The organism is Enterobacter sp. RIT418, from assembly GCF_003057745.1.
Lineage (GTDB): Bacteria > Pseudomonadota > Gammaproteobacteria > Enterobacterales > Enterobacteriaceae > Enterobacter.
The window spans coordinates 120,785-136,090 of sequence record NZ_QBJD02000010.1 but is presented as its reverse complement, the minus strand read 5'-3'; the positions used below and the strand labels follow the sequence as shown (position 1 = coordinate 136,090).

The window sequence follows — 15,306 nt, the reverse complement described above, 5'->3', positions numbered from 1 at the left end:
TACGGATAATGCAGGTTATTTTTTACCTTCAACCCATTTACCGTCCACGAAGAACGCTGACCACCCCGTTGCTTTACCCTCTTTCTCCGCGGCGACGTACTGCTGCTTCGTTTTACGGCTAAAGCGTACCACGGTCTTGTTACCTTCAGGGTCCTGCTGAGGCGCATCGGCCAGATAGCGCAGTTTTTCCGGCAGGCGATCGCGGAAGCGGTACAGCTCTTCAACCAACGGCGCACGCGTTTCGCGCGATTTCGGGAAGGTGTTAGCGGCGAGGAAGACCCCGGCAGCACCGTCGCGCAGCACGAAGTACGCGTCGGATTTTTCACACGGCAGCTCTGGCAGCGGAACCGGATCTTCCTTCGGCGGCGCGACTTCACCGTTACGCAGGATTTTACGCGTGTTCTTGCACTCGTCGTTAGTACAGGCCATGTACTTACCGAAACGCCCCATTTTCAGGTGCATCTCAGAACCACATTTCTCACACTCAACGATTGGGCCATCGTAGCCCTTAATGCGGAACTCACCTTCTTCAATCTCGTAACCATCGCACGTCGGGTTATTACCACACACGTGCAGTTTACGTTTTGGATCGATCAGATAGCTATCCATCGCCGTGCCGCACTTCTGGCAGCGGCGCTTGGCGCGCAGCGCGTTGGTTTCCGCATCGTCACCTTCCAGCACGTTAAGCACTTCGTTCTCTGGTACCAGGTTAATGGTGGTTTTGCAGCGCTCTTTCGGCGAAAACGCATAGCCAGAACAGCCCAGGAAGACGCCCGTTGTCGCCGTGCGGATGCCCATTTTGCGACCGCAGGTTGGGCAGTCGATGCTGGTGAGCACCATTTCGTTAGGCAGCATGCCGCCCTCTTCAGGGGCTTTCTCGGCTTTTTCCAGCTGGTTGGTAAAGTCGCTAAAGAAGCTGTCGAGGACTTTCTTCCACTCCGCCTGGTGGCTGGCAACCTGGTCAAGGCTGTCTTCCATCTGCGCGGTGAAATCGTAGTTCATCAGCTCGCGGAAGTTAGCTTCCAGACGATCGGTGACGATCTCGCCCATTTTTTCGGCGTAAAAGCGGCGGCTTTCCACGCGAACGTAACCGCGGTCCTGAATGGTCGAAATGATCGACGCATAGGTCGACGGACGGCCAATTCCGCGTTTTTCCAGTTCTTTAACCAGCGAGGCTTCGCTGAAGCGCGCCGGCGGCTTGGTAAAGTGCTGAGCAGGAACCAGGTCGACCAGGGACAGCTCATCGCCCTTGTTTACCGCAGGCAGCGTTCTGTCTTCATCGCCTTTACGCAGCGCAGGCATCACCTTCGTCCAGCCGTCAAAGCGCAAAATACGGCCGCGCGCTTTAAGGCGGAAGTCCCCTGCGCCAACGGTCAGCGTGGTGGAGTCATATTTCGCCGGCGTCATCTGACACGCCACGAACTGACGCCAGATCAGCTGGTATAGCTTCTGCGCGTCGGCCTCCATATCCTTGAGCGATTCGGCCAGCACGGAAACGTCAGAAGGACGAATCGCTTCGTGCGCTTCCTGGGAATTTTCCTTGCTGGCGTACTGGTTTGCCGCCTCCGGCAGGTATTTTTTGCCGAAGTTGTCGCTGATGTAGTCACGCACCATGCTCACGGCATCCTGGCTCAGGTTGGTAGAGTCAGTACGCATATAGGTGATATAGCCCGCTTCGTACAGGCGCTGCGCCATCATCATGGTTTTCTTCACGCCGTAGCCGAGACGCGTGCTTGCAGCCTGTTGCAGGGTGGACGTAATAAACGGCGCGCCCGGCTTGCTGCTGGTCGGCTTGTCTTCACGCTCCAGTACCTGGTAACGCGCTTTCTCGAGCAGCGCCACCGCGGCCATGGTCTGTTCGCGGTTCTCTGGACGGAACGGTTTATCGTGATGATGGCTTACCTGCAGCGGCAGCGCATCACCGCCCGGCGTGGTGACGTTTGCATCCACCTCCCAGAACTCTTCTGGAACGAATGCCTTGATCTCACGCTCGCGCTCTACGACCAGACGCACGGCAACGGACTGCACGCGACCGGCAGACAGGCCGCGGGCAATTTTTTTCCACAGCAGTGGAGAAACCATGTAGCCCACAACGCGGTCCATAAAGCGACGCGCCTGCTGGGCATTTACGCGGTCAATGTTCAGTTCGCCCGGCTTTTCAAACGCCTGACGAATCGCATTCTTTGTAATTTCGTTAAACACTACGCGACTGTAGCGTTTGTCATCACCCCCGATCACTTCCCGCAGGTGCCATGCAATGGCCTCCCCTTCGCGGTCAAGGTCGGTTGCGAGATAGATGTGGTCAGCTTTTTCTGCAAGCTGCTTCAGCTCGTTAACGACTTTTTCTTTACCTGGCAGCACTTCGTACTGTGCATCCCAGTTGTGCCATGGGTTAACCCCCATGCGGTTGACAAGCGCGCTACGTTCATCCTTTTTAGGCTTTTTAGCCCCTTTGGTGGAGGTAGAGTCTGCGCTCTTTTTGCTGGCTGAGCCACTGGTCGGCAAATCGCGGATATGACCGACGCTGGACTTAACCACGTAGTCATTACCCAGATACTTATTGATCGTTTTGGCTTTTGCCGGGGACTCAACGATAACGAGAGCTTTACCCATATTCACCTTTACCTAATTTAATTCTTCCAGGAATACGCCGCACGTTGATTTCCCTTCCGCTGACGACGAGCCATAGATATTGCGACTTCGCCAGGGGATATCAACCCCTCTGTCTTACCGAACGCCAGATACATGACATCCAGGTCATTGAGTTATCGGGAATTTTTTCACTACGGTGCTAATTCGTGACGAATTTCCGGTCGAATGTCAAGCAATTCTGTTGCCAGAATGACGAAAGCGCACACTGTACCTGATAAAATTCGTTACGCAACTTTATTAGCATGCAAAAGCAAATACCGCCACTTGCTGACACAGCCCTTACCCCCTCAACTTACAGGGAAAATTTGCCCCTACAAGGCCGTCGGCGTAGACTAACGTGTCTGTTTAAGGAGTAGATTATGCAGAAAACAACCCAACCCATCGATCGAGCAACTCTGCTTATCGAAGCGAACAAACTGATTCGCAACCACGAAGACACCCTGTCTGGCATTGAGGCGACCGGCGTGGAGCAACGCAACGGCGTGCTGGTCTTCAGCGGCGAGTATTTCCTTGACGAGCAGGGGCTGCCCACCCCGAAAAGTACTGCCGTATTTAACATGTTTAAATACCTGGCGCACACGCTGTCAGAGAAATATCACCTGGTCGATTAATGCAAAACGCGAGGCAGATGCCTCGCGTTTTTGTTTATAGCAGCGGCTTTTGGCTGCGCTGCAGCCAGCGCAGCAGCAGGCGGTCCGCGCTTTCCGCTGCGCTGTTGGTAAAGCGATCGAGCAGACGCTTGCGCTGGGCAAAGCGTACGCCAATCAGCTCACGGCCCTCCATCAAATTCAGGAGCAAATCGTCGCTGGTGCCAACCTCGTCAACCAGCCCTTTTTCCTGAGCCTGCACGCCGTACCAGTGTTCGCCCGTCGCGACCTGCTCAATGTCGAGCGTCGGACGCATGCGGTGTACAAAATCTTTAAAAAGATGATGCGTTTCGTTCAGATCCTCACGAAACTTCTGACGCCCCTCTTCGGTATTCTCGCCCAGCAGCGTCAGGGTGCGCTTGTACTGACCGGCCGTATGCAGTTCGATATCGATCTCTTTGTTTTTCAGGAAGCGGTTGAAGTTAGGGATTTGCGCCACTACGCCGATGGAGCCAATGATGGAAAACGGAGCCGCGACAATTTTATCCGCAACGCACGCCATCATATAGCCACCGCTTGCCGCCACTTTATCCACGGCAACGGTCAGCGGGATCTGTTTTTCGCGCAGGCGCTGCAGCTGTGAAGCGGCCAGACCGTAGCCGTGGACCACGCCACCGGGGCTTTCGAGACGGACAACCACCTGATCCTGCGGTTTCGCTACCGCCATCACCGCCGTCACCTCTTCGCGTAACGAAGTGACTTCGTGGGCATCCATGCTGCCTTTGAAATCGAGAACATACACGCGCGGCTTTGCTTCATCCTGCGGCGCATTCAGTTTCGCTTTGGCTTTGGCGGCCTTAGCCTCCTGCTTATGCTTTTTCTTCTGCGCTTTCAGCCACAGCTTCTGCTGATGGCTATCCAGCAGGGACAGCGACATCTCTTCCTGCATGTCGGCATACTGTTCGCTCAGGCGGGTTATGCGTAGCTCGCCGCGCTGACGCTTGCGCTGCGTCAGGTTCACAACCAGGACCGCAATCACCGCGATGGCCACCACCACCGTCACGATTTTGGCCAAAAACAACCCATATTGAGAAAGTAATTCCACGCGTTCCACCTTGATTTAACCACGATTCTTTCACGCCAGTGTACAACAGCCCTGTGCAGGCGTCTTGCCCAAGACATTACCCTTGCGAGCCCCCTTCAGGAATCACTACATTCTGGTTTAAATCTTTGCAAATTGTTAATTTCACAGCGATCCCTCCTGTAGACTGATTGAAATCTTAGCCTGTTTCGGGCATAAACCCGAAAAGTCATAAAGTCATATATAAAGAAGGCGCAGTTCACGGCCCGTGCGCCTGAGGAGCCACCGTGCATTATCAACCGCAAAAAAATCTGCTGCAGGACCGCATTATCTTAGTGACGGGAGCCAGCGATGGAATCGGGCGCGAAGCCGCCCTGACCTATGCCGAATACGGCGCGAGCGTCATCCTTTTAGGGCGCAACGAAGAGAAACTCAAAAAAGTGGCCCAGGAGGTTGAACGCGTCGGCGGCAACGTAACCCCGTGGTACACGCTCGATTTATTGACCTGCACGCCTGAAGCCTGTCAGGCGCTGGCACAGCGCATTAGCGCCCATTTTCCGCGTCTTGACGGCGTGCTGCACAATGCTGGCCTGCTGGGCGAAGTACGCCCCATGGACGAACAAAATCCCGAGATCTGGCAGCAGGTCATGCAGGTCAACATCAATGGCACGTTTTTCCTGACCCAGGCGCTGCTTCCTTTATTACTCAAGTCGGAATCCGGATCGCTGGTCTTCACCTCTTCCAGCGTTGGCCGTCAGGGACGCGCCAACTGGGGCGCCTACGCCGTCTCTAAATTTGCCACCGAAGGGATGATGCAGGTGCTGGCCGAGGAGTATCAGAGCCGCCATCTGCGCGTAAACTGCATTAACCCGGGCGGCACGCGCACCAAAATGCGCGCCAGCGCCTTCCCGACCGAAGATCCGCAGAAGCTCAAGACCCCAGCCGACATTATGCCGCTCTACCTCTGGCTGATGGGTGACGACAGCCGCCGTAAAACCGGCATGACCTTTGATGCCCAGCCGGGGCGCAAACCGGGGATTTCTCAATGAGTGAAGAACGCCACCAGCAGCGCCAGCAGCGTCTGAAGGAACAGGTTGATGCCCGCGTGGCCGCAGCCCAGGACGAGCGCGGGATTGTTATCGTCTTTACCGGAAACGGCAAAGGAAAAACCACCGCCGCGTTTGGCACCGCCGCGCGGGCCGTGGGTCACGGCCAGAAGGTCGGCGTGATTCAGTTTATTAAAGGGGAATGGCCCAACGGCGAGCGTAACCTGCTTGAACCGCACGGCGTCGAGTTTCAGGTGATGGCGACCGGATTTACGTGGGATACGCAGAATCGGGACACCGACACGGCCGCGTGCCTGGCCGTCTGGTCGCACGCCAGGCGCATGCTGGCCGATCCTTCGCTAAACATGGTGCTATTGGACGAAATCACCTACATGGTGGCCTATGACTATCTGCCGCTGCACGAGGTGCTGGACGCGCTGAAAAATCGCCCTGCTCACCAGACGGTGATTGTGACGGGACGAGGGTGTCATCGGGATATTCTGGACATGGCCGATACCGTCAGCGAGCTGCGTCCGGTCAAACATGCGTTTGATGCAGGCATCAAAGCGCAAATTGGCATTGATTATTAGAGAAAAAAGCCCGGTGTTTTCACCGGGCTTTTAGATTAACCGTTGTTGTTTCGGCTGCCGGAGCGACGGCCGCCGCTGACCTGGCTGTGGCGCTTAACCGCGCGTCGGATCTGGTTCGCCTTCATACGACGACGATCTTTTTCTACCGCCACTTTAGAGGTGGTTTCCGGCGTCAGGCCCACCAGCTCGCGCAGGTAGTTCGTTTGCGTCAGATCCAGCTCGGTGTAACCTCCGCGCGGAAGGCCTTTTGGCAGCAGGATATCGCCATAGCGAACGCGAATCAGGCGGCTAACCTGCACGCCTACCGCTTCCCACAGGCGACGCACTTCGCGATTGCGCCCTTCGGTCAGGGTGACGTTGTACCACTGGTTAATGCCTTCACCACCGGTAAATTTGATGGTTTTGAACGCCGCGGGGCCATCCTCAAGCTGAACGCCACGCGAGAGATCGCGCAGCTTGTTCTCGTCAACCTGGCCGAACACGCGCACGGCATATTCACGCTCAACTTCACGGCTTGGGTGCATCAGGCGGTTTGCCAGTTCACCGTCAGTGGTGAACAGCAGCAGGCCGCAAGTGTTCACGTCCAGACGGCCAACGGCAATCCAGCGCGCGCCGCGCAGCTTAGGCAGACGGTCAAATACCGTCGGGCGACCTTCCGGGTCGTTGCGGGTACACAGCTCGCCTTCGGGCTTGTAGTAGGCCAGCACGCGGCAAATCTGCTCCGCTGACTCTTTGACGGAGATCAGATGGCCGTCGATACGGATCTTTAGCCCCGGCACGATTTCTACGCGGTCGCCCAGCGTAGCGATTTTACCGTCCACGCTCACGCGGCCGGCTTCAATAATAGCTTCGATTTCACGGCGTGAACCGTGGCCGGCGCGCGCCAGCACTTTCTGTAACTTCTCGCTCATTGAGCTTCCTCAGGTGTCGCCTTCACAGGCGTCGAATCAGGTCAAAACGGGGCCTCGCCCCAATTTGATGGCCGCGTAGTATAGCTGCTTACACCCTTACAAGAAAGGCTTAACATCACCCACGCCTTCGCGGATCACTTCAGGCGCATCTTCGGTCAAATCCACCACCGTCGTCGGCTGCTGACCAAGATAGCCGCCGTGGATAATCAGCTCCACGTGCTTCTCAAGCCGATCTTTGATCTCTTCCGGATCGGACTCGGTAAACTCGCTGCCCGGCAGCATCAGGGAGGTGGAGAGCATCGGCTCGCCCAGCGTTTCCAGCAGCGCCTGCGCAATCGGGTTTGACGGCACGCGCATCCCGATGGTTTTGCGTTTTTCCTGCAGCAGGCGGCGCGGCACCTCTTTCGTCCCTTTCAGGATGAAGGTGTAGTTGCCGGGCGTGTTGTTTTTGATCATGCGAAACGCCACGTTATCGACATACGCGTAGGTGGAGAGCTCGGAAAGATCGCGGCACATCAGGGTGAAATTATGCCCGTCCGGCAGCTGGCGAATGCGGCAGATGCGCTCCATCGCCCCTTTATCTTCGATTTTGCAGCCCAGCGCGTAGCCGGAATCAGTTGGGTAAACGATCACGCCGCCCTTACGCACGATCTCCACCGCCTGGTTGATCAAACGCGGCTGCGGGTTATCCGGATGGATATAGAAAAACTGACTCATACTTCCCTCTCTTCAATTTGCTGCGGCTGTTCCCAGAGCTGCCAGACGGGTTCCACGCCCGCGGGAAGCCAAAGCTTGCGCCCCAGCTCAATCCACGCGCAGGGCTGATGAAAATCAGAGCCCTGTGACGCCAGTAAACCAAACTGGCGCGCATAGGTGGCAAGCTGCGTTCGCTCATGGGGAGCCTGCTGGCACTGGGAGACTTCCATCGCCTCGCCGCCGCATTCGGCAAAGTGTGCCAGCAGTCTTTTCAGCCATTTAGCAGAAAGATTATACCGCCCCGGGTGGGCCAGCACGGCCTTACCGCCAGAATGATGAATCACATCAATAGCTTGTTTTATTGTACACCACTGCGGCGGAACGTAACCGGTTTTCCCGCGCGCCAGATATTTTTTAAAGACGTCCGCCATGGTGTTCGCCTTGCCTTCTGCAACCAGAAAGCGGGCAAAATGGCCGCGCGTCACCGCTCCGCCGTTCGCCAGCTTTTGCGCTCCCGCCAGCGCGCCCGGGATGTGCGCTTTTTCGAGGCGCTCGCCGATCATCTCCGCGCGCTGGTTTCGGCGCGCTTTTTGTTCTTGCAAAAACGCACGCATTGCCGGATGTTCGATATCAATATTCAGCCCAACAATATGAATTTCATGGTTTTCCCAGAGGGTAGAAATTTCAACGCCGGAAATCAGATTCAGCGCGATGCCGCTGCGGGCTATTTCCGCGCGCGCCGCGGGGATGGCGTCTGTCGTATCGTGATCGGTTATCGCCAGCGTGCCGACGCGCATTTCCACAGCCCGGTGCACCAGCGCTTCGGGCGTAAGAAGGCCGTCAGAAGCCTGAGTATGGCTGTGTAAATCATAAATCACGGCATAAGTGTTATCGCTCAAAGCACGTCCTATAGCAGGTTGGAGATATCCAAAAACCCTATAGTAACGACTTAAGGCGAAATTCTGAAATCAAGGGTTGACAACACGCCATCGAACTAGTTAACTAGTACACAAGTTCACACGAGAGAGGTATCTGCAAATGACGGCATATCGCACCCTGCACGGTTGGTGGCGCACTTCCTGATTATCGGGCAGTGTCACGCGTCTGCGAACAGCAAACAGATACCCAGCCCGCTACCAAGCGGGCTTTTTTTTGAACAGAAAACGAGAACAACATAATGCAAACAGCCAAACCTCACCTCGAACTGCTGACCTGCGAGGCGGTCTATCGCCACAACCCAACCGCGCTGTTTCATCAGGTCTGCGGCGCGCGTCCGGCAACACTGCTGCTGGAATCGGCAGATATCGACAGCAAAGACGATCTTAAAAGCCTGCTGCTGGTCGACAGCGCGCTGCGCATCACCGCGTTAGGTGACACCGTCACTATTAAGGCCCTGTCCGAGAACGGTGCCGCCCTGCTGCCGCTGCTGGACGCTGCCCTCCCTGCGGGTATCGAAAATGAACGCCATCCGGAAATGCGGACCCTGCATTTCCCGCCGGTCAGCCAGCTTTTAGACGAAGACGCGCGCCTCTGCTCTCTGTCCGTGTTCGACGCCTTCCGCCTGCTGCAAAACCTGGTCAACGTGCCGGAAAACGAGCGTGAAGCGATGTTCTTCGGCGGGCTGTTTGCCTATGACCTGGTCGCGGGCTTCGAAGCACTACCGGAAACAGAGCAAGACAACCGCTGCCCGGACTACTGTTTCTACCTCGCGGAAACCCTGCTGGTGATCGACCATCAGAAAAAATATACCCGCATCCAGGCCAGCCTGTTTACCCCAAGCGGTGCCGAAAAGCAGCGTCTTGAGCACCGCATTGCCCAGCTTCAGCAGCAGATGACCGAGGCGCCGCCCGCGCTGCCGGTTCAGCGCGTCGAGCACATGCAGTGCGACGTGAACCAGAGCGACGATCGCTTTGGTGCCGTCGTGCGCCAGATGCAAAAGGCCATTCGCGCCGGGGAAATTTTTCAGGTGGTGCCGTCCCGCCGCTTCTCTCTGCCCTGCCCGTCGCCGCTGGCGGCCTATGACGTACTGAAAAAGAGCAACCCGAGCCCGTACATGTTTTTCATGCAGGACAACGACTTCACGCTGTTCGGCGCGTCGCCGGAAAGCTCGCTGAAATACGATGCCGCCAGCCGTCAGATTGAGATCTACCCCATTGCCGGAACGCGCCCGCGCGGCCGCCGCGCCGACGGCACGCTCGATCGCGATCTCGACAGCCGCATCGAGCTGGAAATGCGCACCGACCACAAGGAGCTGTCCGAGCACCTGATGCTCGTCGATCTGGCCCGTAACGATCTGGCGCGCATTTGCACCCCCGGCAGCCGCTACGTGGCCGACTTAACCAAAGTCGACCGTTATTCCTTCGTGATGCACCTGGTCTCCCGCGTGGTCGGCGAGCTGCGCAGCGACCTCGACGTGCTGCACGCCTACCGCGCCTGTATGAATATGGGCACCCTGAGCGGCGCGCCGAAGGTTCGCGCAATGCAGCTGATTGCTGAAGCCGAAGGCCGCCGACGCGGCAGCTACGGCGGCGCCGTGGGGTACTTTACCGCGCATGGCGATCTGGACACCTGCATTGTGATCCGCTCCGCCTACGTGGAGGACGGCATTGCCACCGTTCAGGCGGGGGCCGGCGTGGTTCTGGATTCTGTTCCGCAGTCTGAAGCTGACGAAACTCGCAGTAAGGCCCGCGCGGTTCTGCGCGCCATTGCTACCGCCCATCACGCACAGGAGATTTTCTGATGGCTGACATTCTGCTGCTCGATAATATCGACTCCTTTACCTATAACCTGGCAGATCAGCTGCGTGCGAATGGCCACAACGTCGTTATCTATCGTAACCATGTTCCGGCGCAAACGCTGATCGAGCGTCTCGGCACCATGCAAAACCCGGTGCTGATGCTCTCTCCTGGCCCAGGCGCGCCGAGCGAAGCGGGCTGCATGCCGGAACTGCTGACCCGCATGCGCGGCAAGCTGCCGATTATCGGCATCTGCCTCGGCCACCAGGCGATCGTTGAAGCCTACGGCGGCTACGTCGGCCAGGCGGGCGAGATCCTGCACGGGAAAGCGTCAAGCATTGAACATGACGGCCAGGCGATGTTTGCCGGGCTGCCGAACCCGCTGCCGGTCGCGCGCTACCACTCGCTGGTTGGCAGCAATATCCCGGCGGGCTTGACCGTTAACGCCTCGTTCGAAGGCATGGTGATGGCGGTGCGTCACGACGCGGATCGCGTCTGCGGCATGCAGTTCCATCCGGAGTCGATTCTGACCTCCAACGGCGCTCGCCTGCTGGAGCAAACGCTCGACTGGGCGCTGCAGAAGCTCGAGCAAACCAACACCCTGCAGCCGATTCTGGAAAAACTGTATCAGGCGCAGACCCTGAGCCAGCAGGAAAGCCACCAGCTCTTCTCCGCCGTGGTGCGCGGCGAGCTGAAGCCTGAGCAGCTCGCCGCAGCGCTGGTGAGCATGAAGGTGCGCGGCGAAAGCCCGCAGGAGATCGCCGGCGCCGCTACGGCCCTGCTGGAAAACGCCGCGCCGTTCCCGCGCCCGGACTATCAGTTTGCCGACATCGTCGGCACCGGCGGCGACGGCAGCAACAGCATCAATATCTCCACCGCCAGCGCGTTCGTCGCGGCGGCGTGCGGTATGAAAGTGGCCAAGCACGGCAACCGCAGCGTCTCCAGCCGTTCGGGCTCATCGGATCTGCTGGCCGCGTTTGGCATCAACCTCGACATGCAGGCTGAACGCTCGCGTGAAGCGCTGGACGATCTGGGCGTCTGCTTCCTGTTCGCGCCGAAGTATCACACCGGTTTTCGCCACGCGATGCCGGTTCGCCAGCAGCTTAAAACCCGCACGCTGTTTAACGTACTCGGCCCGCTGATTAACCCGGCGCATCCGCCGCTGGCGCTGATCGGCGTTTACAGCCCCGAGCTGGTGCTGCCGATCGCCGAAACCCTGCGCGTGCTGGGCTACCAGCGCGCGGCGGTGGTGCACAGCGGCGGCATGGACGAAGTGTCCCTGCACGCGCCTACCGTGGTGGCCGAACTGCGCGACGGTGAAATTCTTAACTATCAGCTTGAGGCAGCCGACTTCGGCCTGACGCCGTATCGTCAGGAGGCGCTGGCGGGCGGCACGCCGGAAGAAAACCGTGACATTCTGACGCGCTTATTACAAGGTAAAGGAGAGGCCGCCCACGAGGCCGCCGTGGCGGCCAACGTCGCCATGCTGATGCGTTTACACGGTGAGGAAGATCTGAAGATCAACGCTCGAAAAGTTCTGGACGTGCTGCGCTCGGGTGCAGCTTACGACCGCGTTACCGCACTTGCGGCAAGAGGGTAAAACATGCAGACCGTTTTAGCGAAAATCGTTGCCGATAAGGCCATCTGGGTGGAAGCCCGCAAGGCGCAGCAGCCGCTGGCTGGCTTTCAGAACGACGTCGTGCCGAGCAGCCGACGCTTCTATGATGCCCTGCAGGGCGCGCGTACCGCGTTTATTCTGGAGTGCAAAAAAGCCTCTCCGTCTAAAGGCGTCATCCGCGACGATTTCGACCCGGCGCGCATAGCCGGTATCTATAAGCATCATGCGTCGGCCATTTCCGTGCTGACGGATGAGAAATACTTTCAGGGCAGCTTCGACTTTCTGCCTATCGTCAGCGGCATCGCGCCGCAGCCGATCCTGTGCAAAGACTTTATTATCGACCCTTATCAGATTTGGCTGGCGCGCTTTTACCAGGCCGACGCCTGCCTGCTGATGCTTTCGGTGCTCGACGATGAACAGTATCGCCAGCTTGCTGCGGTCGCGCACAGCCTTAACATGGGCGTGCTGACCGAGGTGAGCAACGAAGAGGAGCTGGAGCGCGCGATTGCGCTGGAGGCCAAAGTGGTTGGCATCAACAACCGCGATCTGCGCGACCTGTCCATCGACCTCAATCGCACCCGCCAGCTGGCGCCGCGCCTGGGTCCCGGCGTGACGGTGATCAGCGAGTCGGGGATTAACAGCTACGCTCAGGTGCGCGAGCTGAGCCACTTTGCGAACGGCTTCCTGATCGGCTCCGCGATGATGGAGCATGACGATCTCAACGCCGCGGTGCGCCGCGTGCTGCTGGGTGAAAATAAAGTGTGCGGCTTAACCCGCGAGCAGGATGCGCTGGCCGCGTATGAAGCGGGCGCCATTTACGGCGGGCTGATTTTTGTTGAAAGCTCTCCGCGCGCCGTGACGGTAGAGCAGGCGCGTCAGGTCACTGCGGGCGCGCCGCTTCGCTACGTCGGCGTCTTCCGCAATGCGGATGTTGCAGACGTGGCCGCAAAAGCCGACTCGTTATCCCTGAGCGCGGTACAGCTTCACGGCAGCGAAGACCAGGCCTATATCGACGCCCTGCGCGCCGTTCTGGCGCCTCAGGTACAGATCTGGAAGGCGCAGAGCGTAGGCAGTGCCCTGCCCCCGCGTAACCTGAACCACGTCGACAAATACGTGCTCGATAACGGCCAGGGCGGCACCGGACAGCGTTTTGACTGGTCGCTGCTGAGCGGCGAAACGCTCGACAACGTTTTACTCGCGGGCGGCTTGAGCCCGGATAACTGCGTAGAAGCGGCAAAAGCCGGCTGCGCGGGCCTCGATTTCAATTCAGGCGTAGAGTCCCAGCCCGGCATAAAAGATGCCAGCAAGCTGGCCTCGGTCTTTAAAACTCTGCGTGCATATTAAGGAAGAGAAGATGACGACATTACTAAACCCGTATTTTGGCGAGTTCGGCGGGATGTACGTTCCGCAAATCCTGATGCCCGCGCTGCGCCAGCTGGAAGAAGCGTTTGTGAGCGCGCAGAAAGATCCGGCGTTTCAGGCTGAATTTACCGACCTGCTGAAAAACTACGCGGGCCGCCCGACGGCGCTGACCAAATGCCGCAACCTGACCGAAGGCACGAAAACCACGCTGTACCTCAAGCGTGAAGACCTGCTGCACGGCGGCGCGCACAAAACGAACCAGGTGCTGGGCCAGGCGCTTCTGGCGAAGCGCATGGGGAAAACCGAAATCATCGCCGAAACCGGTGCGGGCCAGCACGGCGTGGCGTCGGCGCTGGCGAGCGCCCTGCTCGGCCTGAAGTGCCGCATCTACATGGGCGCGAAGGACGTGGAGCGCCAGTCGCCGAACGTCTTCCGCATGCGCCTGATGGGTGCGGAAGTGATCCCGGTTCATAGCGGTTCCGCCACGCTGAAGGATGCCTGCAACGAGGCGCTCCGCGACTGGTCCGGCAGCTATGACACCGCGCACTATATGCTCGGCACCGCGGCGGGCCCGCACCCGTTCCCGACCATCGTGCGTGAGTTCCAGCGCATGATTGGCGAAGAGACAAAAGTGCAAATTGTCGAAAAAGAAGGTCGTCTTCCTGACGCGGTCATCGCCTGCGTCGGCGGCGGTTCTAACGCCATCGGCATGTTCGCTGACTTCATCGACGACGATCGCGTGGGGCTGATCGGCGTTGAGCCTGCCGGGCACGGTATTGACTCCGGCGAGCACGGCGCGCCGCTGAAGCACGGTCGCGTTGGGATTTACTTCGGCATGAAGTCGCCGATGATGCAGACGGACGAAGGCCAGATCGAGGAGTCCTACTCCATTTCCGCCGGACTGGACTTCCCGTCCGTGGGGCCGCAGCACGCGCACCTGAACAGCATTGGCCGCGCGGAGTATGTTTCGATAACCGATGACGAGGCGCTGGAAGCCTTTAAAGCGCTTTCACGGCATGAAGGGATCATCCCGGCGCTGGAGTCCTCGCACGCGCTGGCACACGCCCTGAAAATGATGAAAGAAAACCCGGAAAAAGAGCAGCTGCTGGTGGTGAACCTTTCCGGTCGCGGTGACAAAGATATCTTCACCGTTCACGATATTTTGAAAGCACGAGGGGAAATCTGATGGAACGCTACGATAACGTATTTGCAGAGCTGAAGGCCCGCCGGGAGGGCGCGTTCGTCCCCTTCGTTACGCTGGGCGATCCGGGCCCGGAGCAGTCGCTGAAAATTATCGACGCCCTGATTGAAGCCGGAGCCGATGCGCTGGAGCTGGGCATTCCGTTCTCCGATCCGCTGGCGGACGGCCCGACCATTCAGAATGCCACCCTGCGCGCGTTCGCCGCGGGCGTGACGCCGACCCAGTGTTTTGAAATGCTGGCGGCGATCCGCCAGAAGCACCCGACGATCCCCATCGGCCTGCTGATGTACGCCAACCTGGTGTTCAACCGCGGCATTGACGAATTTTACGCCGAGTGCGCGCGCGTGGGCGTTGACTCCGTGCTGGTGGCCGACGTGCCGGTCGAAGAGTCTGCCCCGTTCCGCCAGGCGGCAATGCGCCACGGCGTAGCGCCCATTTTCATCTGCCCGCCAAACGCCGATGACGAGCTGCTGCGCCAGATCGCCTCACACGGACGCGGATATACCTACCTGCTTTCTCGTGCCGGGGTCACCGGGGCAGAAAACAAGGCCGCGCTGCCGCTGCATCACCTGGTTGAAAAGCTGGCGGAATACCACGCGGCCCCGCCGCTGCAGGGCTTTGGTATCTCTTCACCTGAACAGGTCACCGCAGCGATTGACGCTAACGCGGCCGGTGCTATTTCCGGCTCCGCGATTGTGAAAATCATCGAAAAGAACCTCGATAAGCCGGAGCAAATGCTGGCTGAACTGAAAGCATTCGTCAGCGCAATGAAAGCCGCAACGCATACAGCGTAATCTGGTTACCGTCTGGCGCCGCAGCCAGACGGT

At 58.5% G+C, this 15,306-nt stretch carries 13 protein-coding genes and 1 other annotated feature; of the genes, 8 read left to right on the top strand and 5 right to left on the bottom strand.

The features are described from left to right. Window positions 1–15: 15 nt before the first annotated feature. Window positions 16–2,613 carry a type I DNA topoisomerase gene (gene topA / locus DBY73_RS13805; RefSeq protein ID WP_112011676.1) on the bottom strand — a complete coding sequence of 866 codons (2,598 nt, stop codon included), beginning with the start codon at window positions 2,611–2,613 and terminating at the stop codon, window positions 16–18. 398 nt (window positions 2,614–3,011) lie between these two features. Here topA and DBY73_RS13800 point away from each other — a divergent pair, with 398 nt between their 5' ends. Then, window positions 3,012–3,263, top strand: coding sequence for a YciN family protein (locus DBY73_RS13800; RefSeq protein ID WP_112011675.1), 252 nt, complete (start codon window positions 3,012–3,014; stop codon window positions 3,261–3,263). A gap of 34 nt (window positions 3,264–3,297) precedes the next feature. On the opposite strand, the gene sohB is transcribed toward DBY73_RS13800, so the two are convergent. Next, window positions 3,298–4,344, bottom strand: coding sequence for a protease SohB (gene sohB, locus DBY73_RS13795; RefSeq protein WP_112011674.1), 1,047 nt, complete (start codon window positions 4,342–4,344; stop codon window positions 3,298–3,300). Window positions 4,345–4,607: 263 nt separating this feature from the next. Between sohB and DBY73_RS13790 the strand changes: the two genes are divergently transcribed. Both DBY73_RS13790 and cobO read left to right on the top strand, forming a co-directional pair. Further along, the gene (locus DBY73_RS13790) at window positions 4,608–5,369 is read left to right on the top strand and encodes a YciK family oxidoreductase (RefSeq protein ID WP_112011673.1); all 762 of its coding nucleotides are present in this window, start codon (window positions 4,608–4,610) and stop codon (window positions 5,367–5,369) included. After that, window positions 5,366–5,956 carry a cob(I)yrinic acid a,c-diamide adenosyltransferase gene (gene cobO / locus DBY73_RS13785; protein WP_112011672.1) on the top strand — a complete coding sequence of 197 codons (591 nt, stop codon included), beginning with the start codon at window positions 5,366–5,368 and terminating at the stop codon, window positions 5,954–5,956. Before DBY73_RS13790 ends, cobO begins: the two co-directional genes overlap by 4 nt. A 35-nt stretch (window positions 5,957–5,991) precedes the next feature. Here cobO and rluB read toward each other — a convergent pair whose 3' ends face one another. The 3 genes from rluB to rnm all read right to left on the bottom strand — a co-directional run bounded on the left by rluB (window position 5,992) and on the right by rnm (window position 8,462). Next, the gene (gene rluB / locus DBY73_RS13780) at window positions 5,992–6,867 is read right to left on the bottom strand and encodes a 23S rRNA pseudouridine(2605) synthase RluB (protein ID WP_112011671.1); all 876 of its coding nucleotides are present in this window, start codon (window positions 6,865–6,867) and stop codon (window positions 5,992–5,994) included. A gap of 96 nt (window positions 6,868–6,963) precedes the next feature. Next, on the bottom strand, window positions 6,964–7,584 hold the full coding sequence (locus DBY73_RS13775; protein ID WP_112011670.1) for an L-threonylcarbamoyladenylate synthase: 621 nt from the start codon (window positions 7,582–7,584) through the stop codon (window positions 6,964–6,966). Next, complete coding sequence (gene rnm / locus DBY73_RS13770) at window positions 7,581–8,462, bottom strand: RNase AM (RefSeq protein WP_112011669.1); 882 nt, start codon at window positions 8,460–8,462, stop codon at window positions 7,581–7,583. Before rnm ends, DBY73_RS13775 begins: the two co-directional genes overlap by 4 nt. Window positions 8,463–8,622: 160 nt before the next feature. After that, window positions 8,623–8,717, top strand: a sequence feature (Trp leader region). Between the two features lie 23 nt (window positions 8,718–8,740). Here rnm and DBY73_RS13765 point away from each other — a divergent pair. Genes DBY73_RS13765 through trpA form a run of 5 tightly spaced genes read left to right on the top strand, consistent with a single transcriptional unit; the run spans window position 8,741 to window position 15,273 of the window. Beyond that, on the top strand, window positions 8,741–10,303 hold the full coding sequence (locus tag DBY73_RS13765; protein WP_112011668.1) for an anthranilate synthase component 1: 1,563 nt from the start codon (window positions 8,741–8,743) through the stop codon (window positions 10,301–10,303). Beyond that, complete coding sequence (trpD, locus tag DBY73_RS13760) at window positions 10,303–11,898, top strand: bifunctional anthranilate synthase glutamate amidotransferase component TrpG/anthranilate phosphoribosyltransferase TrpD (protein WP_112011667.1); 1,596 nt, start codon at window positions 10,303–10,305, stop codon at window positions 11,896–11,898. Before DBY73_RS13765 ends, trpD begins: the two co-directional genes overlap by 1 nt. 3 nt (window positions 11,899–11,901) lie before the next feature. Beyond that, window positions 11,902–13,260, top strand: coding sequence for a bifunctional indole-3-glycerol-phosphate synthase TrpC/phosphoribosylanthranilate isomerase TrpF (gene trpCF, locus DBY73_RS13755; protein ID WP_112011666.1), 1,359 nt, complete (start codon window positions 11,902–11,904; stop codon window positions 13,258–13,260). A 10-nt stretch (window positions 13,261–13,270) separates the two neighbouring features. Further along, entirely contained in the window at window positions 13,271–14,464 is a 1,194-nt protein-coding gene (gene trpB / locus DBY73_RS13750) for a tryptophan synthase subunit beta (protein ID WP_112011665.1), read from the top strand. Then, the gene (trpA, locus tag DBY73_RS13745; RefSeq protein WP_112011664.1) at window positions 14,464–15,273 is read left to right on the top strand and encodes a tryptophan synthase subunit alpha; all 810 of its coding nucleotides are present in this window, start codon (window positions 14,464–14,466) and stop codon (window positions 15,271–15,273) included. Before trpB ends, trpA begins: the two co-directional genes overlap by 1 nt. Window positions 15,274–15,306 lie beyond the last annotated feature (33 nt).

Bases quoted from the DNA above. Each gene is read 5' to 3' on its own strand.
- topA (WP_112011676.1), bottom strand. From the start codon at position 2,613: ATGGGTAAAGCTCTCGTTATCGTTGAGTCCCCGGCAAAAGCCAAAACG.
- DBY73_RS13800 (WP_112011675.1), top strand. From the start codon at position 3,012: ATGCAGAAAACAACCCAACCCATCGATCGAGCAACTCTGCTTATCGAA.
- cobO (WP_112011672.1), top strand. From the start codon at position 5,366: ATGAGTGAAGAACGCCACCAGCAGCGCCAGCAGCGTCTGAAGGAACAG.
- rluB (WP_112011671.1), bottom strand. From the start codon at position 6,867: ATGAGCGAGAAGTTACAGAAAGTGCTGGCGCGCGCCGGCCACGGTTCA.
- DBY73_RS13775 (WP_112011670.1), bottom strand. From the start codon at position 7,584: ATGAGTCAGTTTTTCTATATCCATCCGGATAACCCGCAGCCGCGTTTG.
- DBY73_RS13765 (WP_112011668.1), top strand. From the start codon at position 8,741: ATGCAAACAGCCAAACCTCACCTCGAACTGCTGACCTGCGAGGCGGTC.
- trpD (WP_112011667.1), top strand. From the start codon at position 10,303: ATGGCTGACATTCTGCTGCTCGATAATATCGACTCCTTTACCTATAAC.
- trpCF (WP_112011666.1), top strand. From the start codon at position 11,902: ATGCAGACCGTTTTAGCGAAAATCGTTGCCGATAAGGCCATCTGGGTG.
- trpB (WP_112011665.1), top strand. From the start codon at position 13,271: ATGACGACATTACTAAACCCGTATTTTGGCGAGTTCGGCGGGATGTAC.
- trpA (WP_112011664.1), top strand. From the start codon at position 14,464: ATGGAACGCTACGATAACGTATTTGCAGAGCTGAAGGCCCGCCGGGAG.